The organism is Nocardia sp. CC227C, from assembly GCF_030767025.1.
GTDB lineage: Bacteria > Actinomycetota > Actinomycetes > Mycobacteriales > Mycobacteriaceae > Nocardia.
The window spans coordinates 347,093-371,852 of record NZ_JASITE010000004.1; the positions used below are offsets into that span (position 1 = coordinate 347,093).

General features: G+C 69.2%; 20 protein-coding genes and 1 tRNA gene. 11 read left to right on the forward strand and 10 right to left on the reverse strand.

The features are described 5' to 3' along the window. Nucleotides 1-48 precede the first annotated feature (48 nt). The 3 genes from QMO76_RS10185 (at nt 49) to QMO76_RS10195 (ending at nt 3,692) form a co-directional block, all read left to right on the forward strand. Nucleotides 49-1,209 (forward strand): PLP-dependent cysteine synthase family protein, encoded by a 1,161-nt coding sequence (locus QMO76_RS10185; protein WP_306360953.1) that lies wholly within the window; start codon nt 49-51, stop codon nt 1,207-1,209. Further along, nucleotides 1,206-2,603 carry an MATE family efflux transporter gene (locus tag QMO76_RS10190; RefSeq protein ID WP_306360954.1) on the forward strand — a complete coding sequence of 466 codons (1,398 nt, stop codon included), beginning with the start codon at nt 1,206-1,208 and terminating at the stop codon, nt 2,601-2,603. Before QMO76_RS10185 ends, QMO76_RS10190 begins: the two co-directional genes overlap by 4 nt. A 135-nt stretch (nt 2,604-2,738) precedes the next feature. Continuing rightward, nucleotides 2,739-3,692 (forward strand): phosphodiesterase, encoded by a 954-nt coding sequence (locus tag QMO76_RS10195; protein ID WP_306360955.1) that lies wholly within the window; start codon nt 2,739-2,741, stop codon nt 3,690-3,692. Between the two features lie 6 nt (nt 3,693-3,698). Here the strand turns inward: QMO76_RS10195 and QMO76_RS10200 are convergent, their stop codons facing one another. After that, the gene (locus QMO76_RS10200; RefSeq protein ID WP_306361144.1) at nt 3,699-5,114 is read right to left on the reverse strand and encodes a stealth family protein; all 1,416 of its coding nucleotides are present in this window, start codon (nt 5,112-5,114) and stop codon (nt 3,699-3,701) included. Nucleotides 5,115-5,663: 549 nt separating this feature from the next. On the opposite strand from QMO76_RS10200, the gene QMO76_RS10205 reads away from it, so the two are divergent. Both QMO76_RS10205 and QMO76_RS10210 read left to right on the forward strand, forming a co-directional pair. After that, nucleotides 5,664-6,140 carry a pyridoxamine 5'-phosphate oxidase family protein gene (locus tag QMO76_RS10205; RefSeq protein WP_306360956.1) on the forward strand — a complete coding sequence of 159 codons (477 nt, stop codon included), beginning with the start codon at nt 5,664-5,666 and terminating at the stop codon, nt 6,138-6,140. A 132-nt stretch (nt 6,141-6,272) separates the two neighbouring features. Further along, nucleotides 6,273-6,848 carry a TerD family protein gene (locus QMO76_RS10210; RefSeq protein ID WP_306360957.1) on the forward strand — a complete coding sequence of 192 codons (576 nt, stop codon included), beginning with the start codon at nt 6,273-6,275 and terminating at the stop codon, nt 6,846-6,848. A 353-nt stretch (nt 6,849-7,201) separates the two neighbouring features. On the opposite strand, the gene QMO76_RS10215 is transcribed toward QMO76_RS10210, so the two are convergent. The 5 genes from QMO76_RS10215 to QMO76_RS10235 all read right to left on the reverse strand — a co-directional run bounded on the left by QMO76_RS10215 (nt 7,202) and on the right by QMO76_RS10235 (nt 14,283). Then, nucleotides 7,202-7,897: a sensor domain-containing protein gene (locus tag QMO76_RS10215; protein WP_306360958.1), complete on the reverse strand. Its 696-nt coding sequence runs from the start codon at nt 7,895-7,897 to the stop codon at nt 7,202-7,204. Nucleotides 7,898-8,088: 191 nt separating this feature from the next. Next, the gene (locus QMO76_RS10220; RefSeq protein WP_372341941.1) at nt 8,089-8,820 is read right to left on the reverse strand and encodes a MazG family protein; all 732 of its coding nucleotides are present in this window, start codon (nt 8,818-8,820) and stop codon (nt 8,089-8,091) included. After that, nucleotides 8,817-12,434 (reverse strand): transcription-repair coupling factor, encoded by a 3,618-nt coding sequence (gene mfd / locus QMO76_RS10225; protein WP_306360959.1) that lies wholly within the window; start codon nt 12,432-12,434, stop codon nt 8,817-8,819. Before mfd ends, QMO76_RS10220 begins: the two co-directional genes overlap by 4 nt. A gap of 370 nt (nt 12,435-12,804) precedes the next feature. Next, on the reverse strand, nt 12,805-13,452 hold the full coding sequence (locus tag QMO76_RS10230; RefSeq protein WP_306360960.1) for a TetR/AcrR family transcriptional regulator: 648 nt from the start codon (nt 13,450-13,452) through the stop codon (nt 12,805-12,807). Between the two features lie 216 nt (nt 13,453-13,668). Beyond that, nucleotides 13,669-14,283 carry a TetR/AcrR family transcriptional regulator gene (locus QMO76_RS10235; RefSeq protein ID WP_306361146.1) on the reverse strand — a complete coding sequence of 205 codons (615 nt, stop codon included), beginning with the start codon at nt 14,281-14,283 and terminating at the stop codon, nt 13,669-13,671. 349 nt (nt 14,284-14,632) lie between these two features. Between QMO76_RS10235 and QMO76_RS10240 the strand changes: the two genes are divergently transcribed. From QMO76_RS10240 to QMO76_RS10265, 6 genes are all read left to right on the forward strand, one after another. Beyond that, nucleotides 14,633-14,703 (forward strand) — tRNA-Gln (locus tag QMO76_RS10240). A 75-nt stretch (nt 14,704-14,778) separates the two neighbouring features. Beyond that, nucleotides 14,779-16,260 carry a bifunctional UDP-N-acetylglucosamine diphosphorylase/glucosamine-1-phosphate N-acetyltransferase GlmU gene (gene glmU / locus QMO76_RS10245; RefSeq protein WP_306360961.1) on the forward strand — a complete coding sequence of 494 codons (1,482 nt, stop codon included), beginning with the start codon at nt 14,779-14,781 and terminating at the stop codon, nt 16,258-16,260. Further along, nucleotides 16,257-17,237, forward strand: a complete 981-nt coding sequence (locus QMO76_RS10250; RefSeq protein WP_306360962.1) for a ribose-phosphate diphosphokinase — start codon at nt 16,257-16,259, stop codon at nt 17,235-17,237. The genes glmU and QMO76_RS10250 overlap by 4 nt, the downstream gene beginning before the upstream one ends. 141 nt (nt 17,238-17,378) lie before the next feature. After that, nucleotides 17,379-17,687, forward strand: a complete 309-nt coding sequence (locus QMO76_RS10255) for a hypothetical protein (protein ID WP_029931257.1) — start codon at nt 17,379-17,381, stop codon at nt 17,685-17,687. 79 nt (nt 17,688-17,766) lie between these two features. Then, nucleotides 17,767-18,597 (forward strand): hypothetical protein, encoded by an 831-nt coding sequence (locus QMO76_RS10260; protein ID WP_306360963.1) that lies wholly within the window; start codon nt 17,767-17,769, stop codon nt 18,595-18,597. Between the two features lie 5 nt (nt 18,598-18,602). Then, the gene (locus tag QMO76_RS10265; protein ID WP_306360964.1) at nt 18,603-19,238 is read left to right on the forward strand and encodes a DUF2461 domain-containing protein; all 636 of its coding nucleotides are present in this window, start codon (nt 18,603-18,605) and stop codon (nt 19,236-19,238) included. 111 nt (nt 19,239-19,349) lie between these two features. Here the strand turns inward: QMO76_RS10265 and egtD are convergent, their stop codons facing one another. The 4 genes from egtD to egtA are packed head-to-tail and all read right to left on the reverse strand — an operon-like array spanning nt 19,350 to nt 24,614. Next, nucleotides 19,350-20,321: an L-histidine N(alpha)-methyltransferase gene (gene egtD / locus QMO76_RS10270; RefSeq protein ID WP_306360965.1), complete on the reverse strand. Its 972-nt coding sequence runs from the start codon at nt 20,319-20,321 to the stop codon at nt 19,350-19,352. Further along, entirely contained in the window at nt 20,318-21,979 is a 1,662-nt protein-coding gene (locus QMO76_RS10275) for a hypothetical protein (protein ID WP_372341942.1), read from the reverse strand. The genes egtD and QMO76_RS10275 overlap by 4 nt, the downstream gene beginning before the upstream one ends. After that, complete coding sequence (egtB, locus tag QMO76_RS10285; protein WP_306360966.1) at nt 21,979-23,319, reverse strand: ergothioneine biosynthesis protein EgtB; 1,341 nt, start codon at nt 23,317-23,319, stop codon at nt 21,979-21,981. The genes QMO76_RS10275 and egtB overlap by 1 nt, the downstream gene beginning before the upstream one ends. Beyond that, nucleotides 23,316-24,614, reverse strand: a complete 1,299-nt coding sequence (egtA, locus tag QMO76_RS10290) for an ergothioneine biosynthesis glutamate--cysteine ligase EgtA (protein ID WP_306360967.1) — start codon at nt 24,612-24,614, stop codon at nt 23,316-23,318. Before egtA ends, egtB begins: the two co-directional genes overlap by 4 nt. Nucleotides 24,615-24,760: the final 146 nt, after the last annotated feature.

Consider the following 24,760-nt stretch of genomic DNA (forward strand, 5'->3'; position numbering starts at 1 on the left):
CACTCGAATCCATCCATGCCTTACCCGATCCCTGAGGAGAATCCCGCGATGTCGGTTGTCACCCGTGTGACAGACCTGATCGGACACACCCCGCTGTTCGAACTGGCCGCCACTGACACCGGCACCAGGTTGTATCTGAAATTGGAGAACCTCAATCCCACCGGCGCGGCGAAGATTCGAATGGCCCGCGCCATGGTGGACGACGCCGAACAACGCGGGCTACTCCTCCCCGGCGGTCACATCATCGAGTCGACCTCCGGAAATACCGGACTCGGTCTGGCGGTTGTAGCGGCCGAGCGTGGGTATCGCTTTACCGCGGTGGTCGACCACCACGCCTGTAAAGACAAGTTGCGTGCGATGAAAGCCATGGGTGCCGAACTGGTGTTCGTAGCGGACGAAGGCGATGACAGCCTTTCCACCTCGGCACGCGAGGAACTCGCCGAGAAAATGGCGCGCGAGGAATGCGAGGCGGCACGCGACGCCGGAACAGCCCCGAATGCCTACTTCACCGAACAGCACAACAACGATGCCAATGCCCTCGGTTACTACGCGCTGGCCGACGAGTTGCTGGCCGAACTCGGCCGGGTCGACGTGCTGATTTCCGCGGTCGGCACCGGCGGATCCATGTTCGGCACCGCGCGCCGCCTGCGTGAGCACGGATTCGAGCCGCGGCTCTACGGGGTGGAGCCGGTCGGGTCCATCGCCTTCGGCGGACCGGCCGGACCGTACTGGCAGTCCGGCACCGGCACCCCGGAAGGGGCCGATCCGGGCAAGATCGTCGCCGAGGATCTGGGGCTGCTCGAGGAGGGCGTCAAGGTCTCCGATGTGGAGGCGTTCGCCACCGCGCGGGTGCTGGCCGCCGAACTCGGCCTCATGATCGGCGGTTCCGCGGGCGGCTCGGTCTTCGCGGCGCTGCGACGGCTCGACGACTTCCCGGCCGGATCCAGCGTGGTCACCATTGTCTGCGACGGTGGCGAGAAGTACCTCGACACCGTGTTCGACGACGACTGGATGAGCGACCGCGATCTCCTCGACGCCGAGACCGAACGCGCCGTCGCCGCCATGCTCGACCGGCTGCCCTCGTCGGCTCGCCGCCGCGCCGCCGCGTCGACCCCCGACGCCGCGGCGACCGGCTCGCGCCGCGCGACGCACACCATCGTGCTGCCCGCCGATCGGCGCGAGCCGGTGCAGGGAGTAGCGGCCAAATGAACATCGCCGCTCGGCAGTCCGATGGACGACGGCTCACCGCGCTGGCGACGCCGATCGCACTGACCCAACTGGCCCAGGTGGCGGTCTCCACCACCAATATCGCGCTCATGGGCAGCCTCGGGGTGCAGCAGGTGGCGGCGGGCGGACTGGCGCTGGTGCTGTTCAACCAGATCCGCACCATGTGCGTCGGGTTGATCACGGGCACCGGCAATCAGGTCGCCACGGTGGTGAGCCGCGCCGACAAGCGCGGCATGAGCGCCGAGCGCGAGGTGCGCGAGGTGGTGCGGTCGAGCTTCCTCATCGCCACCCTGGCCGGCGTCCTCGGCGGCGCGCTGCTGATCGGGCTCGGCTGGAGCCTGCAATGGCTGGGCCAGGACGCCTCGGTACTGGAGGCGGCGCGCCCCATGATGGTGGCGCTGGCCCCCGGCCTGCTGCCCTGCCTGTGGTTCCAGGTGCTGCGGCAGTACACCGTCGGCATGCAGCGGCCCCAGGCGCTGCTGCTGGTGACGCTCGGCTCGGTGGCGCTCAATCTCGTGCTGGCGCTGGGACTCATGCACGGCTGGCTCGGAATGCCCGCGCTCGGGCTGACCGGTATCGGCGTCGCCACCTCGCTGGTCTTCCTCATCACCTTCGGCGTGTTCTGGGCCATGGTGCGGCGCGACCCGAAGCTCGGTCGGACGCTGCCGATTCGAATGTGGCCCGTGCGCATGCGGACGGTGCGCGACGAGCTGAAGCTGGGCACCCCCATCGCGCTCACCTACGGCTCCGAGGCGGGCATGTTCTCGGTGCTCGCCCTGGTCATGGGCACGCTGGGGGCCGCCGCGCTGGCCGCGCACAATGTCGTCTACCAGATCGTCTACATCGTCTTCCAGGTCGCCATCGGACTCTCGCACGGCTCCTCCATCCTGGTGAGCACGACGGTGGCGCGCGACGAATACCCGCACGCGCGCTCGGTGGCCTGGCTGGCGCTGCGCTACGCGGCCATCGTCGCCGCGGTCACCGGCGCGGCCTACGTACTCGCCCCGGACTGGGTGCTGAAACCCTTCCTCGGCGACGCCGACGCCGATACCGTCGCGTTGGCGCACACCCTGCTGTTGATCGCCATCGTGCTCCAGTTCTTCGACGCGGCCCAGAACATCGGCGTGGGGCTGCTGCGCGGCCTGAAGGACACCAAGGCGGGGTTCCGGCTGTCGCTGATCGGCTACTGGGCTGTGGGATTGCCCACGGCGCTGCTGCTCGCCTACCCGCTGCACCTGGGGGCGGCGGGCGTCTGGTGGGGTCTCGCCGCCGGTCTCGCCACCACCGCTGTGCTGATGCTGCGCCGCTACTTCGCACTGCTGGACGCGCGTGAGCAGGAGTATCCCCGCGTGCTGGCCAATAGCCTCGGGAGTTGAAGCCGACACGTAAATCTCATCTTTCCGCAAGCATGCCGTCACTGGGCGCGGGCAGGCTGGAAGAAACGGCTTCGCTATTCTGGCCGACGGAATCGGCAAGCAAGGGCGAAGACGAAACCGCCGGGGAGGATGTCCGTGTACATCACCAGAGTCGCCGAGTACCCGAGACCCGATCACGTGCTGTTCCACTTCAGCGATACGCACCTGATCGCCGCCGACACCGCGCTCTACGGCGCGGTGGACGCCGAGCGACGCCTATCCCAACTGCTGGCGCAGGCCGAGGCCAGCGGCATCACACCGACCGCCATCGTGTTCACCGGGGACCTCACCGACCACGGTGAGCCGGGCGCGTACACCAAGCTGCGCAACCTCGTGGAGCCCTTCGCCGAGCGGGTGGGCGCGCCGCTGGTGTGGGTGGCCGGCAACCACGACGACCGCACCGCGCTGCGCGAAAACCTGTTGGACGAGCCGGGTTCCACCACGCCGTACGACCAGGTGCACATGTTCGACGGGTTGCGCGTCGTGGTGCTGGACACCACCGTGCCCGGCCACCACTACGGCGAGATCACCCCGGCCCAGCTGGAATGGCTGCGCACGGTGCTCTGCGAGCCCGCGCCGTTCGGGACCGTGCTGGCCATGCACCATCCGCCGGTGCCGTGCGTAATCGACTTGGCCGTGACGGTGGAGCTGCGCGATCAGCGCCGCCTCGCCGACGTGCTGGACGGCACCGATGTGCGCGCCATCCTGGCCGGGCACCTGCACTTCTCCACCAGCGCCACCTTCGCCGGGATTCCGGTGTCGGTGGCGTCGGCGACCTGCTACAGCCAGGACCTGGCGGTGGCCCGGGGCGGCATCCGCGGGCGGGACGGCGCGCAGGCGTTCAACTACGTGCACGTCTACCCGGACACCGTGGTGCATTCGGTGGTGCCGATCGGGTCGGGGCCGACGGTCGGGGAACCGGCCACCCCGGAGCAGGCGGCGCGCAAGCTGGCGGACGCGGGCATCGTGATACCGCCGGCCGCCGGGATTCCGCACGTCGTGCAGCGACCGGCCACCACGCCCGAGAACGACGGCGAATCGGTCAGCTAGAACCGATCAGGCGGCGCCGGATTCGAACAGCGCTCCCGCCACCGACTCCGGCTTCTCCCACGGAGCGGGCTCCGGGTAGTAGGTCTCCAGGAATTCCGAGACCGCCCGCACCCGCTCCGCCTCCGGCACCTCCGGGAAGCTGCCGTCGTTGAGGCAGAAGAAGTCCACATTGCGACGCCGGGCCAGCCCGTCCAGCAGCGCGAGCCCGGTGTAGAGGGTGGTGTCGACGTAGCGCACCTTGCCGCGCTCCTGCGGCACCGCCCGGCCGGTGAACAGCGCGTAGTAGTGGTAGAGCGAATTCGTCACCGAGATATCGGTGGCGGCCCGGAACCGGCTGGTGCGGGTGCGTGCGAAATCGGCCGCGAATTCCCGCTCCATCTCGTGGAGTACGCTGCGCCGCAACGGAACCGGCGTGTGTTCCAGATGCCTGGTGATGACGTGGCCGAACCGCTGCCGCAGCAGCGCCCGATTCACCCGCGCGGCATTCTCGAATCCGCTGCGGCGCTCGTTGTTCGAGCCCGGCCCGATCCGGGTGTCCGCCTCGATGAAGCGGCTCACCCCGGCCGGGGTGAAGAACATGGACGGACGCACCGGGCGGGCGAAGAACATGTCGTCGTTGGAGTACAGGAAGTGCTCGCTCAGCCCCTCGATGTGCTGCAACTGGCATTCCACCGCATGGGAATTGAAGATCGGCAGGCCGCTGCGGTCCGCGAAGTGGTCCACGGCACGGACAATGGTGACCTGCGGGTCCTCGGCGAGCCAATCCGGCACCGCGGAGTCGGTGGCGATGAAGATGCGGCGGATCCACGGCGCGTTCTTGTGCACCGCGCGCAGCGCGTAGCGCAACTCGTCGATCTGGCGGATGCGCGCATCGGCCTCGTCCCCCTCACCGACCACGACCTGCGCCATCATGCCCGCGCGCCGCGCCCGGAACTCCGGATCGGAACCGTCCACCCACGAGAACACGATGTCGATGTCGAAGCCGACATCGGTGGTGTTGGGCGCGAACATGCCGGCGAGCGTCGGCCAGCTCAGCTCGTAGAGCAGCACCGTGGACTGCTCCACATCGGCCAGGTCGAAGACGGTGCGGGTCAAGGCGTTCGGCCGCGGGCACTCCACGGTGTCGCCGTGGTACTCCCACAGTTCGAGTTCCACGTGATGCGCCGGATCCAGGTCCCGGCCCAGCCGGAACACATTGCGCTGCTTCTCGTTGCACGAGAATCCAGCCATCATCGCCGCGCCCAGCACCCGGCGCAACGCCGAACGGTGCGCGGCGTCCACCGCCAGCACCAGCCGGTGATCGCAGTCCCGCACCAGCAGGAACGGCAGGTCCGCGGCCGTCAACTCCGCCCGCAGATATCGCAGATCGTCCACCACCGTCGTCGACACCGCCAGATTCGCGGCGGTCGCCCGCGCCACCATCTCCACCGTCTCCGGCTGCACCGCACCCATATCCACCATCACCGTTCTCCGCTCTGTCGCGCCTATCACCTCACGCCTGGACACATGCGCCGACGCGACTCGCCCACGGCACGGGGCGAGTCGCGAAATCGACTGGGCGCATTCAGAAGAACGGAGCCGTGAGTATGGTGCGCGGATAGAGACGCTGCCGATGCGGGTGGAATCCCATGTCGCACTCACCTCACTCACTGGTGACGCGCCCGACGCGCGTCTGTTGGATACTGCCCGCGTTCGTCGACGCCGGATGCGGCGGACGATCTTCACCGGGCGGTCATCGGCCGGTTACTCGCGCGACCTCGATTGGACGAGGAACTGTTACGAATGATGAACCTCCGAAGTCACTTCGTCAATGACATCCGTCGCACCATCTGTCAAGGTTTTCACATCCGTAACCGCCGACATGTGAGCGGTATGTGATCTTCGGACCCCAGCAGAGCAGCGTCACAACGGCTTACACTGCAAGTAGCGCAGTCCAGCCCGCTGCGTCGAGACGATCGTGAGGTGACGAAGATGGTTACGCGTGCCCAGCAGCGTCAGGAGCCCTCGACAGACCATCCGCAGTTGGACGTGCTCCCGGAGTGGCCGGTCGACACCATCGCGGTGCTCGTGACCACCGACGGCGGCCCGCACGCCATTCCGGTCTCGTGGCCGGTCCGCGCGGGCGACCACCGCATCCTGCTGAGCCTGAAATTCGATCGCGGCTCGCTGGCCCGGCTGCGGGAGCACCCCGAGGTGGCACTGCTGATCCTCGGCGGCGGCGATGTGGCGCTGTGCGCACGCGGCAGCGCGCGGGTGGTCGCCGATCCCATGCCCACCGCGCGCGACTACGTGGCGGTCGCCATCGAGGTGGCCGCCATCGACGATCACCGCCAGTCGGCGTTCACGGTCGCGGCCGGTATCCAGCGCACCGTGCTCGACCCCGGCGAACTGCGTTACCTGGAGGAACGGGTGGCGGCGCTGCGCGAACTCGCGGCCGGACTCGACTGACCGCGAGCGGCGGCGAGGCGGATCAGCAGCGGTCCGAGCCGCCGTTCCAGAAATGAACTGGCACAACAGGTCACCATTTCGACCATAATCGGGTGGGGATGCGGTACGAAGTGCACCGCGGGGAAGGAGATCATGAGCGTCACCCTGGCCAAGGGCGGAAATGTTTCGCTGTCCAAGCAGGCCCCCAATCTGACCAAGGTGCAGGTCGGCCTCGGCTGGGACGTACGCACCACGACCGGTGCGGACTACGACCTGGACGCGAGCGCGCTGGCCTGCGGATCGAATATGCGGGTGCTGTCGGACGCGCATTTCATCTTCTACAACAACCTGCGCTCGCCGGAGGGCACCATCGAGCACACCGGGGACAACCTCACCGGTGAGGGCGACGGCGACGACGAGGTGATCAATGTCGACCTGGCCGCCATGCCGCCCACGATCACCAATGTCTTCTTCCCGGTGTCCATTCACGACGCGGAGGCGCGGCGGCAGTCCTTCGGACAGATCCGCAATGCCTACATCCGGGTGGTGGACGCGGCGACCGGCTCGGAACTGGCCCGCTTCGACCTGACCGAGGACGCCTCCACCGAGACCGCCATGGTGTTCGGCGAGCTGTACCGGCACGGGTCGGAGTGGAAGTTCCGGGCCATCGGCCAGGGCTACGCGTCCGGCCTCGCGGGCATCGCCCGCGACTACGGCGTCAACGTATGACCCTCGCTCCCCCGCCGCCCCGGAACTTCAGCGTGTAGCCGAGAGCCGTTCACTCTCGTGCACGAGCGCCTGCGGGCGGAGCCGAACCGATTCCGGACGTACCCGGTGAGTTACCCCGAACGGTGCGAAATCACCGGGTACGTCGGCAATCGGGGTTACGCCTCGTTCGGCAGGGTCGTCGAGAGTACCGATGTGGTGGATGCCATAGACCATGGGTCGAGTGTGGCCGACGCAGGGCTCGCGGGTGAAAAGCCGATGTGCGGCCGGGGGTGACCGGGGCCATGACGGCGAAGGTCGACACGGTGGAACGCTACCTCGCCGGAGAGTGACCCGGCGCGGCGCTCAGGACGGGCTCAGCGGCGGCCGACCTCGGCCGCGATGCGGTCCGCGATCACCTGTGCGGCGCGGGCATTGCCGACCGAACAGGTACTCGCCTCGATCACGGTATTGCCCGTGGTGCGCGCGTGGTTGTCGCAGATCCAGTCATTGCCCTGCTCCGTGGTGGTCCAGCCGACCGCGACCTGGCCCGCCGGGGCCGGGCGCGTGGTGTCGGCGACCCGCCAGGTCAGCGCATCCTGCCCGGAGGCCGAGACGGTGACGTTTCGATCCCGGCAGTCGGCGATGACCGCGCGGTACCGGTCGACGAGCGCCTCCGCGGCGAGGAAGTTCCGGAAGGTCACCGCGGTCTGATAGACGAAGTGCGTGTACCGGTCCCCCGGTTGCCGGAACACCTTGGTGCGCAAGGCCGTCCACTCGCCGCCGTACACGCTGTCGTGCCCGGTGTACACCAGTGCCGCGCACCGCGCCGGGCCGATGGTCTCGCGGGGCGCGGCGGTACTCGCCGCCTCGTACGACTGCGTCAGCCCGGTGGTGTCCACGATCGACTCGATCTCCGAGATCGGCAGCAGCACCTCCCCGACCTGTTCCGCCCCGAGCCGCGGCAGGCCCGCCACCGCCGGATCGGGCTCGGCCCTGCCCCCCACCACCTGTCCGCACCCGGTCAGCAAGAACAGCACGGCCACCAACGCCGCAATCCCACGGCCCCGCATGCCGCCTCCCTGGAACCGACGTCCCGAACCATCGGGATTGCCCGCCACCGTCCCCACGAAACCTACCGCGCCGCCGCAGCCACCGGAAGCGGCGGATTTCGCACCGCGACAGCCGCGTCGACGCCGGTCGACACCTCGGCGGGTGCCGCCACACACCACCGCGGGCGCGGCGTCGGCGACCACGCATCGAGTCAGGCCGCGGGCCAGAACTGGAGCCAGTCCTCGATGGTGAGGGGTTGGCGCTCGCCGCGCGCCGCTTCGGCGCGGTCCTCGGCGGTGCGGATGGCGGCGGCGAAGGTGAGGGTGGCCTTGCGGAGGCGTTCCTCGGCACTGTCGCCGCGCTCGAGGGTGACGGTGCGGAGGTCGTCGGGTACGAGCCGGTCCGGCAGGCCCGCTCTGCGGCTGCGCGAGAGCACCTTCTCGGCCAGCGCCAGGGCCGGTTGGGCCATGGCGATGCCGTCCAGGCAGGAGCGGCGGGACTTCTCGGTGGATTTGCGTTCCTCCCAGGCGCGTTCCTGGGCGGCGATCTTCTGCTCGGGGGCGGTGTCGGGGCCGATGGAGCCGTCGAGCAGGTGCGGGCTGCGGTGCGTGAGCTTGTCCACCAGCGTGGCTGCCACGTCGGCAACGGTGAATTCGCCCGCGGCTTCGGCGATTCGGGAATGGAACAGCACCTGCAGCAGCAGGTCGCCGAGTTCCTCCCGAATGGTCCGCGTGTCGGCCTGCTGAATGGCGTCGAGCAGTTCGTAGGTCTCCTCGAGCAGATAGGGGCGCAGCGAGTCGTGGGTCTGGGTCACCTCCCAGCCGCCGAAGTTCCACAGCCGGTCCATGACATCGACCGCCTCGGCCAGCGCCTCCGTCATGCGGGCGGTGTCGGCCGCCTGCCCGTTGCCGGATACCGTGCGCCCGTTCGCATCCCCGCTCATCGGGCCGCGCTCACCTCGGTCTCCACGGTGAGATCGACCGCACCCTGGGCCTTTCCGTCCAGGGCGAGCAGCAGATCGGCCACCCACTGGAGCAGTCGCACATCGCGGATGCGGTGCGCGCCGACGCTGTCCTCCACCCGCGGCAGCGGCAGCTGGACGATGCCGGTGGCGGCACGGTAGCTGGCGTTGGGGTAGATGCGCTTGAGCCGCAACTGTTTCGAGTCCGGCAGTTGCAGCGGCGCGATCTTCAGCGTGGTGCCGGTGACGCCGATCTCGGCGACGCCGTACTCGCGGGCCAGAAGCTTCAACTTGGCCACCGAGACCAGGCGGCCCACCTCCACCGGCAGCGGGCCGTAGCGGTCCACCAGCTCCTCCACCACGGCCGCGATGGCCGAATCATCTTGCGCGGCGGCGAGTTTGCGATACGCCTCCAGGCGCAGGCGGTCCGAGCCGATGTAGTCGGGCGGGATGTGCGCGTCCACCGGCAGGTCGATGCGCACCTCCCTGACCTCCTCGTCCACGGTGATGGGCTTGCCGTCGGCGGCGGCGCGGTACGCCTCCACCGCCTCGCCCACCAGTCGCACATAGAGATCGAAGCCGACCCCGGCCACGTGTCCGGACTGCTCCGCGCCGAGCACATTGCCCGCACCGCGAATCTCGAGGTCCTTCATGGCGACCGCCATGCCCGCGCCCAGATCCGAGTTCTGCGAGATGGTGGCCAGCCGGTCGTAGGCGGTCTCGGTGAGCGGCTTCTCCGGCGGATACAGGAAGTACGCGTACCCGCGCTCGCGGCTGCGTCCCACCCGGCCGCGCAGCTGGTGCAGCTGGGACAGCCCGAGGGTGTCGGCGCGCTCCACGATCAGGGTGTTGGCATTGGAGATGTCCAACCCGGTCTCGATAATGGTGGTGGACACCAGCACGTCGTACTCGCGCTCCCAGAAGCCCTGCACGGTCTTCTCCAGCACGTCCTCGTTCATCTGGCCGTGCGCCACCACCACCCGGGCCTCGGGCACCAGGTCGCGAATCCGCTTGGCCGCCTTGTCGATGGAGGACACCCGGTTGTGCACGTAGAACACCTGGCCGTCGCGTAGCAGCTCGCGGCGGATGGCCGCGGCCACCTGCTTGTCGTTGTACGCGCCGACATAGGTGAGGATCGGATGCCGCTCCTCGGGCGGGGTGAGGATGGTGGACATCTCGCGAATGCCGGCCAGCGACATCTCCAGGGTGCGCGGAATCGGCGTGGCGGACATGGTGAGCACGTCCACGTGTGTGCGCAGCGCCTTGATGTGTTCCTTGTGCTCGACGCCGAACCGCTGCTCCTCGTCGATGATGACCAGTCCCAGGTCCTTCCAGCGGACGCCGGTCTGGAGCAGCCGGTGGGTGCCGACGACGATATCCACGTCACCGGCGGCCATCCCCTCCAGGATCTCCCGCGATTCGGCGGCGTCGGTGAAGCGCGAGAGCCCCTTCACGGTCACCGGGAAGCCCGAGGTGCGCTCGACGAAGGTCTGTAGATGCTGCTGCGCCAGCAGGGTGGTGGGCACCAGCACCGCCACCTGCTTGCCGTCCTGCACCGCCTTGAAGGCGGCGCGCACCGCGATCTCGGTCTTGCCGTAGCCGACGTCACCGCAGACCACGCGGTCCATCGGTACCGACTTCTCCATATCCGCCTTCACCTCGGCGATGGCGGTGAGCTGATCGACGGTCTCGGTGAAGACGAAGGCGTCCTCCATCTCCTGCTGCCACGGCGTGTCCGGGCCGAAGGCGTGGCCGGGCGCGGCCTGGCGCGCCGCGTACAGCTGCACGAGTTCGGTGGCGATCTCGCGCACCGCCTTGCGGGCCTTGCGCTTGGTGTTCGCCCAGTCGGAGCCGCCGAGTTTGGACAGCGACGGCATCTCACCGCCCACATAGCGGGAGAGCTGGTCGAGGGCGTCCATGGGCACGAACAGCCGGTCGCCGGGCTGGCCGCGTTTGGACGGCGCGTACTCGATGACCAGGTACTCGCGGCGGGCACCGCCGATGGTGCGCTCGATCATCTCCACGAAGCGGCCGATGCCGTGCTGATCGTGCACCACCATGTCCCCGGCCTTCAACGCCAGCGGATCGACCTGGTTGCGGCGGCGGGCGGCGAGCTTCTTGCCCTCCTGCGGGGCGGTGACGCGATTGCCGGTGAGGTCCGACTCCGCGATCACCACCAGCTTGGCGTCGTCGAACACGATGCCGTCGTGCAGGGAACCGCACAGCACCCCGACCAGTCCGTCGACCGGCTGTGCGCCCGGCTCCAATGCCGCGGCGGGCACCTCGACGTCGCGCAGCCGCTCCAGCACGCGCTGCGCGGTGCCGTGCCCCGCCACCACGATCACCGCGCGCCCGCCCGTGGTGACGTGGGCGCGCAGCGACGCGAAGATGGTGGCGACCAGTTCCTCGGAACCGCGGGCGGCGGGGGCGGACAGCACCGGCAGCGCGATCTCGTTCGGATCGTCGGCTGCCAGGGGGCTCAGCGTCCACCAGGCCAGGCCCCGCTGCTCGGCATCGGCGCGCACCACGTCCAGGCCGCGGTAGGCGGAGGCGGCGAGGTCGAGTCCGTGCGCGCCCAGCGGCGCGGCCCCGCCGAAGGAGGCGGCCGTCCACGACGCCTCCAGGAACTCCTGGCCGGTGCGCACCAGATCGGCGGCGCGGGTGCGGATCTTCTCCGGATCGCACAGCAGCACGTGGGTGTGCTGCGCCACGGTGTCGGTGAGCAGGTGCAGTTCGCCCGGTTGCAGCACCGGCAGCAGCGCCTCCATGCCCTCCACGGGGATGCCCTGGGCCAGCTTGTCCAGCATCTCCACCAGCGCGGCGTCGGCCGGGTTCTCGGTGGCGACCTGGGCGGCGCGCTCGCGAAGTTCCTTGGTGAGCAACAGTTCCCGGCAGGGCTGGGCGATGACCACGGCGGTGGCGACATCCGGCAGCGAACGCTGGTCGGCAACCGAGAAGGCACGCAGCTCACTGACCTCGTCACCCCAGAACTCCACGCGCACAGGATGATCGGCGGTGGGCGGGAAGATATCGAGAATGCCGCCGCGCACCGCGAACTCGCCGCGCTTGCCGACCATATCGACCCGCTCGTAGGCGAATTCCACCAGCCGCGTGAGCAATTCGTCGAAATCGTGCTGTTCGCCCAGGCTCAGGACGATGGGTTCGATCTCGCCGAGCCCGCGCGCCATGGGCTGCATGAGCGAGCGCACGGTGGTCACCACCGCGCGCAGCGGCTCGCCGTAGCGGGCGTCGTCGGGGTGCGCCAGCCGCCGCAGCACCTGCAGCCGCCGGCCCACGGTGTCGGCGCTCGGGGACAGCCGCTCGTGCGGCAGCGTCTCCCACGACGGGAACTGCGCAACGGCGTCGCCCAGGATCTCCGCGAGCTCCACGGTGAGGTCGTCGGCCTCCCGCCCGGTCGCCGTCACCACGACCAGCGGCCGCTGCTCGGCGATGGTCGCCGCCACGAAGGGCCGCACCGCCGACGGCGCGACCAGCATGGCCGACTCTCGCCCGATCAGCCCCGCGACCTGCCGCAGCGCGGTATCGGCCGCGGCCGCCGCCGCCAATCCAGCCAGGGGTGGACGGTTCGAGGGCATGGGCAGACTCCTGGACGCGGATCAGCGATTCGGACGGCCAACAGAGTCTAGTAGTTCACGCCGACACCGCAGCCCGCCGCCCCACGCGGCGAGCATGCCGAACACCGACGGAGGCGACACACCACACTCATCGAGTGCGCGCCACCCCCGCACGGCCCCCGAATCACCCCACCTGCGCCGCATCCCAACTCCACCCACAGACGATCAACCCGCCAGGATTCACCACTCCACACCGGCAACTCCCCGGGGTTTGCGGCGCGTCCCGGTTCTGGACTGACCAGAGCGGGGGAGCGAAGCGGAGGAGCGGCGGGAGGGAAGAACCGGGACTTCCAGCGCCGCAAACCCCGCCGGAGCGGAGCGGAGGCCAAAATTACAGCACGTAGCGGCGGAGGCGGCGGGCGGCGAACTCGCGGAAGTAGGCCACCTTCTCCTCCGGGACGATGGAGGGCAGCAGGAAGTACCAGGCGCGTTCCATGCGGGTCGCCATCTGGTCGATGGAGTCGGTGCTGACGGCGACGATGTGCACGCCCGTCGTCATCTCCTGCAGCAGCAGGCCGATGGTCTCGGGGTCGAGGTCCGGCTTCAGGTCGCCCTGCGCGATGGCGCGTTCGGCGAGCAAACGGTGCGTCTCGCCCCAGGTCTTGGCGATATTGTCGCCGTTCGCGCCGCGGTAGTCGCCGATCTGGTGGGTCAGTTTGAGCATGGCCCCGACCATCGGATCGTTCATGGTCAGGTCGGCGACCACGTAGGTGATGCCGATGCACGCCTCCAGCGCGGGCACGCGCGGATCGAAGAAGCCCTGGCAGGCGCTGACCAGTCGCTCATTGCCCTGGTCGACCACCGCGCGCGCCAGCTCTTCCTTCGAGCCGAAGTGAAAGTACAAGGCGCCCTTGGTCACATTCGACTGCGCGATGATCTCGGACAGGCTCGCGTTCGCGTAGCCCAGTCGCAGAAAGACATCGGCAGCACCCGCGAGCACGGAATCGCGAGTGATCTCCGCACGCGCTTGCCTAGCCATCAGATCCGCCTGTCATCAAACCAGCCATCCTGAAGTAGACCGACATCCCGAAGTAGACCGACATCACAGCTCGAACAGCACTCGAAGGATGGGTGAACCGTACCACCCGACTGCGCGCTGCCAGCCGATTCGAGCATTCGACCCGTCCTCCTTCGCAATTCGCTGGTTAACTATCCAGTTCCGCCCCCACATAACCGACATTTCACGTGACAGTGTTCATACCCCTTTGCGGGCGGGCCATTCCGACGCCAGCTTGGGGTCCGCTTCCAAATGCGTGAGACCGTTCCAGCACAGATTCACCAGATGCGCGGCGACCACTTCCTTGGAGGGCTGCCGTTCGTCGAGCCACCAGGTGGCCGCGGTCGCCACCATGCCGACGAGCGCCTGCGCGTACAGCGTCGCGAGGCTCGTATCGAAACCTCGCTTTTCGAAATCCCCGGCGAGTATGTGAGCCACCTGATTCACCGCCTCGTTGAGCAGGCTGGAGTAGGTGCCCTCGGCGGCGGAGACGGGCTGGTCGCGCATGAGGATGCGAAACCCGTCGGTGCGCTCCTCCATATAGGTGAGCAACGCCAGCGCCACCTGTTCCAACCGCACCCGCGACCGGTTCTGGGTGAGGGAGGCGGTGATCATGTCGAGCAAGGTGGACATCTCGCGGTCCACCACCACCGCGTACAGCCCTTCCTTACCACCGAAGTGCTCGTACACCACCGGTTTCGAGACCTGGGCCCGCTGCGCGATCTCCTCGATCGACGTCGCGTCGTAGCCCCGCTCGGCGAACAGCGCCCGCCCGATCTCGATGAGCTGCTGCCGCCGCTGGGTCCCGGTCATGCGTGGGCGCGACACGCGGTTCCCCTCACCCGAACCCACCGCTTCGCCTCCCTGCGATCCAACCGACTGTCCTACAACTGTTTCAGATCGTGCCGCCGCGGCGCTCATCCACCCGTGTGATTCACTCCTTCGCGCTCGTGAAACGCCACAACTGATCTAGCATGGTTCCGGGTAACTCACCGGGAACGACCAAAACTCGGCCACGTCGTCCGCCGCCGGTCCGCGGGCACCCCACGCCCGGCCTATGACGCGGGAGGCGGGGAGAGTGGCGGGTGGGCGCGTCTTCATGCGAGGATCGTTCCCGCATGCCGTGACGCACGGGCGTACCAAACGGTCCGCCGGTGCGCAATCCGCCGTAGTGTAATGGCAGCACAACTGATTTTGGTTCAGTTTGTCCAGGTTCGAGTCCTGGCGGCGGAGCAAGTCTTGCCAACGGGAAGGCCATGTGCCACCACGACAGCCCCACTCACGATGACAGGCAGCCGAGGGAGATCCATGCCACAGCAGACCGCCGTCGTCGTTCTCGCCGCCGGAGCCGGAACCCGAATGCGGTCCAAGACCCCCAAGGTATTGCACCCACTGGGCGGCCGAAGCATGCTCGCGCACGCGCTGCATGCGGCGAACGAGATCGACCCCGCGCATCTCATCACCGTGGTCGGGCACGACCGCGAACAAGTGGGAGCGGCCGTCGGGCGAGTGAGCGCGGAGCTCGGACGTGAGGTCACCCTCGCCGTGCAGGAGGAGCAGCGCGGCACCGGACACGCGGTGCAGTGCGCGCTCACCGCCCTGCCCGCGGACTTCTCCGGCGACCTGCTGGTCACCTACGCCGATGTGCCGCTGCTCGACGGGCACACCCTCAATGCCCTGCTCGACGAGCACCGCAGCTACGCCGACAGCTCCGCGGTCACCGTGCTCACCTTCGAGCCCGACGACCCGAACGGCTACGGCCGCATCGTGCGCGACGCCGACGGCCGGGTGCTCGAGATCGTGGAGCACGCCGACGCCACCCCCGGACAGGCCGCCATCACCGAGGTCAACTCGGGCGTCTACGTCTTCGACGCGGCGGTGCTGCGGGTCATGATCGGCCGCATCGACACCGCCAACGCCCGGCACGAGCTGTACCTCACCGACGTGCTCAAGCTCGCCCGCGAGGCCGGGCACGCGGTGCACGGCGCGCGACTGCTGGACTGGGCCAAGGTCACCGGGGTCAACGACCGGGTGCAGCTGGCCGAGGCCGGGCGCACGCTCAACCGCTACATCGTGGAGCGGCACATGCGCTCCGGGGTCACCGTCATCGATCCGGCCACCACCTGGATCGACGCCAGCGTGCGCATCGGCCGCGACGCGGTGATCCGGCCCGGCGTGCAGCTGTTGGGCGACACCGTGATCGGCGAGGACGCCGAGATCGGACCCGACAGCACCCTCACCGATGTGACGGTCGGCGACGGCGCGCGGGTGGTGCGCACCCACGGCGACGGCGCGACCATCGGGGCGGGCGCGAATATCGGGCCCTTCACCTACCTGCGGCCGGGCACCGTGGTCGGGGTCTCCGGCAAGCTCGGGGCCTTCGTGGAGACCAAGAACGCCACAATCGGTGCGCATTCCAAGGTTCCGCACCTGACCTACGTCGGAGATGCGACCATAGGCGAGTACAGCAACATCGGCGCGTCCAGCGTCTTCGTCAACTACGACGGCGTGAAGAAGCACCACACGGTGGTCGGATCCCATGTGCGCACGGGCAGCGACACCATGTTCGTGGCACCGGTGACGGTGGGTGATGGAGCGTATACCGCAGCGGGTACTGTGCTGCGTAGAAACGTCCCCCCGGGTGCGCTCGCCGTGTCCGGTGGTGCGCAGCGCAATATGGAGGGCTGGGTGCAGCGCAACCGGCCCGGCACGGAAGCGGCCCGCGCGGCCGAGGCCGCTCTCGCGGCCGCAGACACGACCAACGAGCAAAAGGATGGCGAACGTCAGTGACCGCGTTCTCTACCGATAACCAGAAGAACCTGATGCTGTTCTCGGGACGCGCTCATCCCGAGCTGGCGGAGGAGGTGGCCAAGGAACTCAATGTCCACGTCACCCCGCAGACCGCCCGGGACTTCGCCAACGGCGAGACCTTCGTCCGGTTCGAGGAATCGGTGCGCGGCTCCGACGCCTTCGTCATCCAGAGCTTCCCGGCCCCGCTGAACCAGTGGGTCATGGAGCACCTGATCATGCTGGACGCGCTCAAGCGCGGTTCGGCCAAGCGGATCACCTCGGTGCTGCCGTTCTACCCCTACGCCCGCCAGGACAAGAAGCACCGCGGCCGCGAGCCCATCTCGGCCCGCCTGGTCGCGGACCTGCTCAAGACCGCGGGCGCGGACCGCATCATCACCGTCGACCTGCACACCGATCAGATCCAGGGTTTCTTCGACGGCCCGGTCGATCACATGCACGCGCAGGTACAGCTGGTCGAGCACATTCGCAACAACTACCCGCTGGAGAACGTCACCGTCGTCTCTCCCGACGCGGGCCGGGTGAAGGTGGCCGAGAAGTGGGCCAACGCGCTGGCCGACGCGCCGATGGCGTTCATCCACAAGACCCGCGACCCGCTGGTGCCCAACCAGGTGGTGGCCAACCGCGTCGTCGGTGAGGTCGAGGGCCGCACCTGCATCCTGATCGACGACATGATCGACACCGGCGGCACCATCGCCGGCGCGGTGAACGTGCTCAAGGAGGCGGGCGCGACCGATGTGGTCATCGCCGCCACCCACGGCATCCTCTCCAGCCCGGCCGCTGAGCGGCTGGCGAGCTGCGGAGCCAAGGAGGTCGTGGTCACCAATACGCTGCCGCTGACCGAGGAGAAGAAGTTCCCGACGCTGACCGTGCTGTCGATCGCTCCGCTGCTGGCGCAGACCATCCGCGAGGTGTTCGAGAACGGTTCCGTCACCGGGCTTTTCAACGGCAACGCCTGAGTTTCGTACGGCGAACCCCCGGCACCGGTATCGGGTGCCGGGGGTTTGCCGTTTCCGGGGCCGTTTTCCGGTAGCGTTGAACCCGAGCAGGTGATCAACTGTTTGCTATCGGTGTGCTGTAGCGCGGAGAGGTGGTGGCCCATGGCCGATGACGACGACCAGTTGATGGACGAGGTCCTCGACATGGACGATGACGACACCGACCTCGATTACGACCTCGGCGACGACGACCAGGCCGACGAGGTCCGCGAGTACGAGCGCTATATCGCCGACCCGCCCGAGGACCTGATCATCCGCAATCGCGAGAACGACGACCACGGCCGCCTCGGCATCGAGAGCGAACTCGATCAGGAGTGGACGCGCCGCCGCCGACGCGAGGAGGCACGCGCCGAGGACGACCGGCCCGCCGAGGTCGCGGCCCTCGAGATCGTGGACGAACCGGGCGACTGAACCGCCGCGCTTTCGCCGAAACGCGGCGCGCTGTGATACCCATGGAAAGCGTTCACAGCACCAGTGAGGAGGGCGCGTCATGAGCACCCCACCGAACGACCCGAACGATCCGAAGGCCGGTGGCGAGTCGGGGGACGACGCGACACGGCGCGTTCCGGAGTCCGCGCCCGGCGTACCGCAGTACGGACTGCCCGGACAGGGCCCGGATTCTCCCGGCGATTCCGAGACCGGCGACCGCCCGTCCGACAGCGGCGACACGCCGTCGCTCCAGAAGGGTGCGCCGCCGCCGGGGGCGGCCGCACCGTCGCCCGGGGAGGGAACACCGCCGCCCGAGGTGGGAACACCGTCGCCCGGGGAGAGCGCACCGCCGCCCGGTCAGTACCCGCAGCCGCCGCAGTATCCCGCGGGCGGGCAGTACGGCTACCGGCCGGGTGATCAGACCGAGGGCGGGTACCCGCAGCAACCGTACGGACAGCCCGCCGAACAACCGCCGTACGGGCAACAGCCCTACGGCCAGCCGGGATACGGGCAGCCGCCCTATGAGCAACAGCCGTATGGACAACAGCCCTACGGGCAACAGCCCTACGGACAACAGCCCTACGGCCAGCAGCCGTACGGGCAGCAGCCGTACGGGCAGCAGGGGTATCAGCCGTATCCGCAGCAGGCGTTCAACACGCCGCAGCAGCCCCGCACCCAGATCTTCTCCATCATCGGATTCGTCTGCGCGGCAATCTCCTTGCTGTTCTGTCCGCCCGGATTCGGCATCGCGGGCATCATCCTGGGTCTGGTGGGCAACAGCAAGGGCGAACCGCTGGGCAAGTGGGCGGCCATCGCCTCCGGTGTCTGCATGGTCGTCGGCCTCGCCATCGGGTTCGCCATCGTCGGCACCGGTCTGGTACCCACCAGCTGATCGCGATGGAGTTCACCGGATTTCCGCTCGCCGGACTCGACTTCTACGAGGATCTCGAGGCCGACAACTCCAAAACCTTCTGGAACGCGCACAAACGGGTCTGGGAGGAGTCGGTGCGCGACCCCATGCGGGCGCTGGCGGCGGAGTTGGAGCCGGACTTCGGCGCGGCCAAGATCTTCCGGCCGTACCGGGACGTCCGGTTCTCCAAGGACAAGTCGCCGTACAAGAACCACCAGGGCGCGGTGGTGCACGCCGCCGAATCGTGCGGATGGTACGTACAGATCGGTGCGGGCGGGCTGTTCGTGGCGGGCGGGCTGTACACGGCCTCGCCCGCCCAACGGACCGCCCTGCGCGCCGCCATCGACGACGAGGTGCGCGGGACCGAGCTGGAGCGCCTACTCGAACAGACCAATGCCGCCGGATACACGATCGGCGGCGACAAGCTGAAGACGAAGCCCAAGGGCTTCACCGCCGAGCACCCACGCATCGACCTGCTACGCCATCAGTCCCTGGTCGCCACCAGGGATTTCGGCGCACCCACCTGGCTCACCACGGCGAAGGCCGCCGGGCAGGTGCGGGCCGCCTGGGAGGATCTGCGACTACTGGTGGAGTGGCTGGCGGCGGTGACCGCGCAACGCTGACCCTGTCGCGTCACCCGGTTCACCGTCGCACGGTTACGATCGCCGCAGCTCACCGCATGTGCGGTCACCCGGTCACGAGCCACCGGAACACCACATGACTCCGCTGCGCGGTCAGCGTCGCTCGGCGAGCAGGAGGGCGAAGCGGCTGTCCGGGTCGGTCCACACCCGCTCGGTGGCGAAACCAGCCGCGTCCAGCTCGGTTTCGAGTCCTTCGCGGCGGAACTTGGCGGAGATCTCGGTGCGCATCTGCTCACCCGCCGCGAAGTCGACGGTGAGGTCGAGATCACGGACCGTCACGGTCATGGCTTCGGTGGCCTCCAGGCGCATTTCGATCCATTCGTTCTCGGTGTCCCACAGCGCGATATGGGCGAACTTCTCCGGATCGAAGTCGGCGTTCAGCCGAGAGTTCAGCACCCGCAGCACATTTCGGTTGAACTCCGCGGTCACACCGGCGGCGTCGTCGTAGGCGGGAACCAGGACCGCCGGATCGATGACCAGCCCCGCACCGAGCAACAGCTGCTCCCCCGGCTCCAGCACAGCGTGGATTCCGGCCAGGAACTCGGCGCGCTCGGCGGGCACCAGATTGCCGATGGTGCCGCCGAGGAAGGCGATCATGCGCCGCCCGCCCCGCGGCAGATTGTCCAGGGTGGCGGTGAAGTCGCTGACCACGCCGTGCACGGCGAGCGCGGGGAACTCGGTGGCGACCTCGTCCGCCGCGGCCCGCAGGGCGGTCGCCGATACATCCTGTGGCACATATGTTTTCAACGGGCCCTCGACGCTGAGCGCATTCAGCAGCAGCCGGGTCTTGGCCGCCGACCCCGCACCCAGCTCCACCAGCACCTCGGCCTGGGCGGTGCGCGCGATCTCCCCCACCACGCGCTCCAGCAGCGCCCGTTCGGTGCGCGTCGGATAGTACTCGGGCAGCTCGGTGATGAGTTCGAACAGCTCACTGCCGCGTGCGTCGTAGAACCATTTGGGTGGCAGCCATTTCGGCGTCGCGGTGAGCCCGGTCCGGGCGTCCGACCGCAGCGCCGCGGTCAGGTCGTCGTCGGTCAGATGGATTTCCAGCGTCGCGGCAGTCATGAGCGCGCCCTTCCCGTTTCGATAGCCAAGTCCTCCACGACCAGCCGCCCCGGCCCCGCGACGACCACCCGGCGATCGGCGATCGACCGCCACCGTGGATCGTCGTCATAGGGCTCCGACGCGATAATCGCGAAGGTGTCGGTGACCAGCACCGACAACGAGTGATGCCAGGTCGTGGCCCACCATGTCTCCCCATCCCCCAGCAGCAGATTCAGCCGCGCCTTCGGCGACCGCTCCAGCACCGCCGCCATGACGAGCCGCAGTACGGCGGCCGGATCGACGCCCGCCCCCGAACCGAGCACACCGGGCTCTCGCACGGCTGCCTCCGCCGTGCCGTCCTCCCGCGCCCGCGCGACCGCTTCCGCCCCGCGGCCACCGCCGGGATCATCCCGCGCCGACGTCGCGCGAGCCGAATCGACCGCAGCGGTACGAGCCACCGCAGGAGCGGGACCGCGCGCCGCCCGCGCGCCACCCGGCTCGCCCGCGGCGATCCCGCTGTTCGGAGCCCCGCTGTCCGGAGCCCCACTGTCACTGATCCCGTTGTCACCGATCCCGCTGTCACCGCCGCTGCCATCAGCAGCTCCGCCGTGGGCGGCTCCGCTCGCACCGGCCGAGCTCTCGTCTCCTCGGCCCGCGCCGACTCCGTTCTCACCGCGTCCTCGTTCACGCGGCCGCGCTGTCGCAGTCCGCATGTGCGCGATGGATTCGGCGTCACCGCCGGATATCCGATCGAGCAGGTCGTGCAGGATCACCCAGAGGACGGCGGAGTCGGTCAGCGACTCCGCCTCCAGCAACGGCGGCGAACCGAACTCCGCCGCGACATCCGCCAGCACGTCGCGCCACCCCGGAATGGCCCCGTTGTGGCTGAACGCCCAGCGACCACGGATGAAGGGCGCGCAGGCCCCCCGATCCAGCGGCAGCCCGACCGTCGCCGAGCGCACCGCACCCAGCACCGCCGTGGAGCGGATCTGCGGCAGCACCTCGTCCACGGCCGGATCGGTCCAGATCGGCGCGGCATTGCGATAACGGCTGACCGACAACGCCCCCGCCCCGCCGCGATCACCCGGCCCGGACTCGCCATCACCGGCCGCGCCGGACACGCCACCCCCACCGGCCGCGCCGGACACACCACCCCCACCGGCCGCGCCGGACACACCACCCCCACCGGCCGCGCCGGACACACCACCCCCACCGGCCGCGCCGGACACACCACCCCCACCGGCCGCGCCGGGGGTGTTGCCGCCACCGGACGACGCGGAGCCATGTTCGGGACCCGCTGATTCGGAAGCCGGGCTCGGGTGTCCGGGCCGAGGTGGTTCGGCCGGTCGGTGGGGGGACCCGTGCTCGATGCCCGATCGCCGCGGTGCGACCGCCGCCGCATCCGCCGCGCCCGGTTCGGGTGCCGTGTGCGGCTCGGCGCGGGCGAAGGCGGTCACGTCCGGGGCGGTGCCGCCGTGCCAGGCGGTGCCCGCGCCGTGGTCGGCGGGGGCGACCTCGGGTGGGAGCCACCAGGCCACGCCGAAACCGTCGGCGTTGATGGTGCCGCCGCCGCGCATGTCGCGCGGAGCCCAGGACTGGCTGCGCAGCGAGTGGGGGCCTCGGGTGAGCAGGTCGCCGACGGGGACGGGCGGGCCGACGTAGCCGATGTGGCGGCACATCAGCGGTCGTCCGATCGCAGGTCGCGGGCCAGGCGGAAGCCGGAGAAGATCTGGCGGCGGATGGGGTGGTCCCAATTGCGGAAGGTGGCGCGGCAGGCCACCGGGTCCGCGCCGAAGGAACCGCCGCGCAGCACCCGGTAGTCACCGCCGAAGAAGACCTCGGAGTACTCGCGGTAGGGGAAAGCGCGGAAACCCGGGTAGGGGTCGAAACCGGAAGCGGTCCACTCCCACACGTCACCGATGAGCTGGTGGACGCCGAGCGGTGACGCACCGGCCGGGTACGCGCCGACCTCCGCCGGTTCCAGATGCCGCTGCCCGAGATTGGCGGTGGCCTCGGAGGGTTCGTCCGCACCCCACGGATAGCGCTGGGAGCGGCCGGTATTCGGATCGAATCGGGCCGCCTTCTCCCATTCCGCCTCGGTGGGCAGCCGTTTGCCCGCCCAGGCGGCGTACGCCTCGGCCTCGAACCAGCACACGTGCACCACCGGCTGCCGCGGCCGCACCGGGGTCATGGTGCCGAAAACCCGCCGCCACCAACGGCCGCCGCCGTCCTGCTCCCAGAATTGCGGCGCCACCAGCCCCGCCTCGACCCGATGCGCCCACCCGCGCTCGGACCACAGCTCGGGTCGGTCGTAGCCGCCGTCGGCGATGAACTCCAGGTACTGCGCATTGGTGACCGGCGCGGCGTCGATGGCGAAACCGGGCACCCACACCGGGTGTGCGGGCCGCTCATTGTCCAGCGCCCACGGATCGTCATCGGTGCCCATGGTGAATTCGCCCGCGGGAACCACGATCTCCCCGCCCACCGGCCCGCGGGCGGACGGTGCGGGCGGTGCGGCGAGCACCGCCTCCCCCGCCCGCAGCTGATGCGTGGCCAGCATGGTCTCGTCGTGCTGCTGCTCGTGCTGGGCGATCATGCCGAACGCGAACCCCTGCTCGACCAGTTCACCACCGTGTAAGGGGCTGCGGTCCAGCACATCCCACACCTTGTCCCGCACGGTGCCCACATAGGCGCGGGCCTCGTCCGGTGACAGCAGCGGCAGCGCCGGACGATTCGCCCGCGCGTGCTTGAACGCGTCGTACAGCTCGTCGAGATCGGCGCGCACCGGCTCGCGCCCGCCCACGTCACGGACCAGCCAGAGTTCCTCCTGATTGCCGATATGCGCCAGATCCCACACCAGCGGGCTCATGATGCGCGAATGCTGGGCCACCAGCTCGGCCTCGTCCACGCAGTCGGTGAGGGCGATGGTGCGCCGCCGGGCCCGCTCCAGCGCGTCGGCGATCCGCCCGCGCAGCCGTTCGGTCTCGGCGCGGTCACTGCCGGGTAGGTGAATGGTCATGAGAGAGCTCCGAATTCCTCGGTCGGGCTGATACCTCGCTCGCCGCGCCGCGCCGCCGCCGTCAATTCCGCGGCGGCCTCGCGCGTGGTGGCGTGCGCGGCGGCGAGTTCGAGCAGTTCCACGGCCGCCGTGCGCAGTTCCCGATCGGCCAGTCCACCGCGCGCGGCCTCGGACCAGCGCCCGGCGGTCGGTGCGGCCACGGCCGTCGCCTCCGCCACCACGGCGGGTGCCGACAGCAGTGCTTCCACGGCGTGGATGGGCACCGTCCACCCGGCACCGGGCTGGGCGTCGATATACCGGACCTCCAGATGCCCGGAGGCCCGAACCGGGGGAAACAGCGTGGTCAGGTGGTAGTCGAGGTCCGCGAGGTCGGGTCGCCGCCCGATCTCGTCGTCGAGCGCCCCGCACAGCCAGTCCGCGAAGGTCGCCTCCGGCGGCGCGGACCAGTCCCCGCCGTCGCAGCGCACGCACAGCAGCGGAACGTCGAGCGCCCAGCGCGCATAGCCGCTGACGGGATCCGCCCATTCGTGCACCGGCGGACGGGTGCGCGGATTGTCCAACCGCAGCCAGGTGCGCATACGCTGCGACGCCCATTCCCCCTGCGGCGCCCCGTGCAGGGCCGGGGAACAGGCGAAGGCGGCGACCAGTGCCGGGCCGATGGTGTAGAGGGCGGTCCAGCGGGCCGTCACCTCCGCGGCATCGGCCCCCGCGTCCACGCTGACCTGGGTGGCGGCGGTATTGCACATCATGAGCAGGCCGTAGGGCCCGATACCGCCGAAGGCCCGCTCCATGGCGCGGTATCGCGGCAGCCGCAGCACCCGCCGCGCCGCACGCTCGGTGTCGGCGGCGGCGGAATAGGTTCGGATACCTCGGAATTCGAGCAGCTCCCGCAGCAGGGAGGCGTCGTATCGCAGGCGCTCACACAGTTCCGTGGCATTCGGGAAAGGGGCGCTGGACAATTCGATCTGACCACCGGGCTCGAGGGTGACCCGGCTCCCCCCTGGCAGCGCGACGGCCGGAGAATCGGGGGAAATGGACTGTGGCGCATAGGGTCCCAGCGCGTCCGCCAGCACAGTCGGGTCCGGACGCGAATCCAGGGCCGAACGCTCACCCCGGGCGGTGAGCCACTCCAGTTCGGCTCCGATGAGTGCCGGTGGACCGAGCTTGAAGCAGACACCTCCGATATACGCCTCGGCCGCGGCCCGGGAGGACAGCCCCACCTCGGGTGCGGAGTCCGCCCGACCATCCGTGAGCACCGCGCGCGGCGGCTTCGTGCGGGATGCGGTCACAGCCATGTCAACCTCCGCTCTCGAGTCGGGGCGACGCACGCCGACCAAACCAGAGTAGCGACGGTCTCCGACATCAAAAGTGACGAAACGGGGAACACCGCAGGCCGGGCGGTTGATTCCGAGTCGCCGTCGCGGCTGATTCGGACCGAACG

What these genes read in the sequence shown, in the direction of transcription:
- mfd (WP_306360959.1), bottom strand. Translation starts at nt 12,434, where the DNA reads ATGCCCTCGAACCGTCCACCCCTGGCTGGATTGGCGGCGGCGGCCGCG.
- QMO76_RS10205 (WP_306360956.1), top strand. Translation starts at nt 5,664, where the DNA reads ATGGTTACGCGTGCCCAGCAGCGTCAGGAGCCCTCGACAGACCATCCG.
- QMO76_RS10200 (WP_306361144.1), bottom strand. Translation starts at nt 5,114, where the DNA reads ATGGTGGCGCGGGCGACCGCCGCGAATCTGGCGGTGTCGACGACGGTG.
- QMO76_RS10220 (WP_372341941.1), bottom strand. Translation starts at nt 8,820, where the DNA reads ATGAGCGGGGATGCGAACGGGCGCACGGTATCCGGCAACGGGCAGGCG.
- QMO76_RS10255 (WP_029931257.1), top strand. Translation starts at nt 17,379, where the DNA reads ATGGCCGATGACGACGACCAGTTGATGGACGAGGTCCTCGACATGGAC.
- QMO76_RS10235 (WP_306361146.1), bottom strand. Translation starts at nt 14,283, where the DNA reads ATGACCGGGACCCAGCGGCGGCAGCAGCTCATCGAGATCGGGCGGGCG.
- QMO76_RS10185 (WP_306360953.1), top strand. Translation starts at nt 49, where the DNA reads ATGTCGGTTGTCACCCGTGTGACAGACCTGATCGGACACACCCCGCTG.
- egtB (WP_306360966.1), bottom strand. Translation starts at nt 23,319, where the DNA reads ATGACCATTCACCTACCCGGCAGTGACCGCGCCGAGACCGAACGGCTG.
- egtD (WP_306360965.1), bottom strand. Translation starts at nt 20,321, where the DNA reads ATGACTGCCGCGACGCTGGAAATCCATCTGACCGACGACGACCTGACC.
- QMO76_RS10265 (WP_306360964.1), top strand. Translation starts at nt 18,603, where the DNA reads ATGGAGTTCACCGGATTTCCGCTCGCCGGACTCGACTTCTACGAGGAT.
- QMO76_RS10230 (WP_306360960.1), bottom strand. Translation starts at nt 13,452, where the DNA reads ATGGCTAGGCAAGCGCGTGCGGAGATCACTCGCGATTCCGTGCTCGCG.
- egtA (WP_306360967.1), bottom strand. Translation starts at nt 24,614, where the DNA reads ATGGCTGTGACCGCATCCCGCACGAAGCCGCCGCGCGCGGTGCTCACG.
- QMO76_RS10190 (WP_306360954.1), top strand. Translation starts at nt 1,206, where the DNA reads ATGAACATCGCCGCTCGGCAGTCCGATGGACGACGGCTCACCGCGCTG.
- QMO76_RS10210 (WP_306360957.1), top strand. Translation starts at nt 6,273, where the DNA reads ATGAGCGTCACCCTGGCCAAGGGCGGAAATGTTTCGCTGTCCAAGCAG.
- QMO76_RS10260 (WP_306360963.1), top strand. Translation starts at nt 17,767, where the DNA reads ATGAGCACCCCACCGAACGACCCGAACGATCCGAAGGCCGGTGGCGAG.
- QMO76_RS10275 (WP_372341942.1), bottom strand. Translation starts at nt 21,979, where the DNA reads ATGTGCCGCCACATCGGCTACGTCGGCCCGCCCGTCCCCGTCGGCGAC.
- glmU (WP_306360961.1), top strand. Translation starts at nt 14,779, where the DNA reads ATGCCACAGCAGACCGCCGTCGTCGTTCTCGCCGCCGGAGCCGGAACC.
- QMO76_RS10215 (WP_306360958.1), bottom strand. Translation starts at nt 7,897, where the DNA reads ATGCGGGGCCGTGGGATTGCGGCGTTGGTGGCCGTGCTGTTCTTGCTG.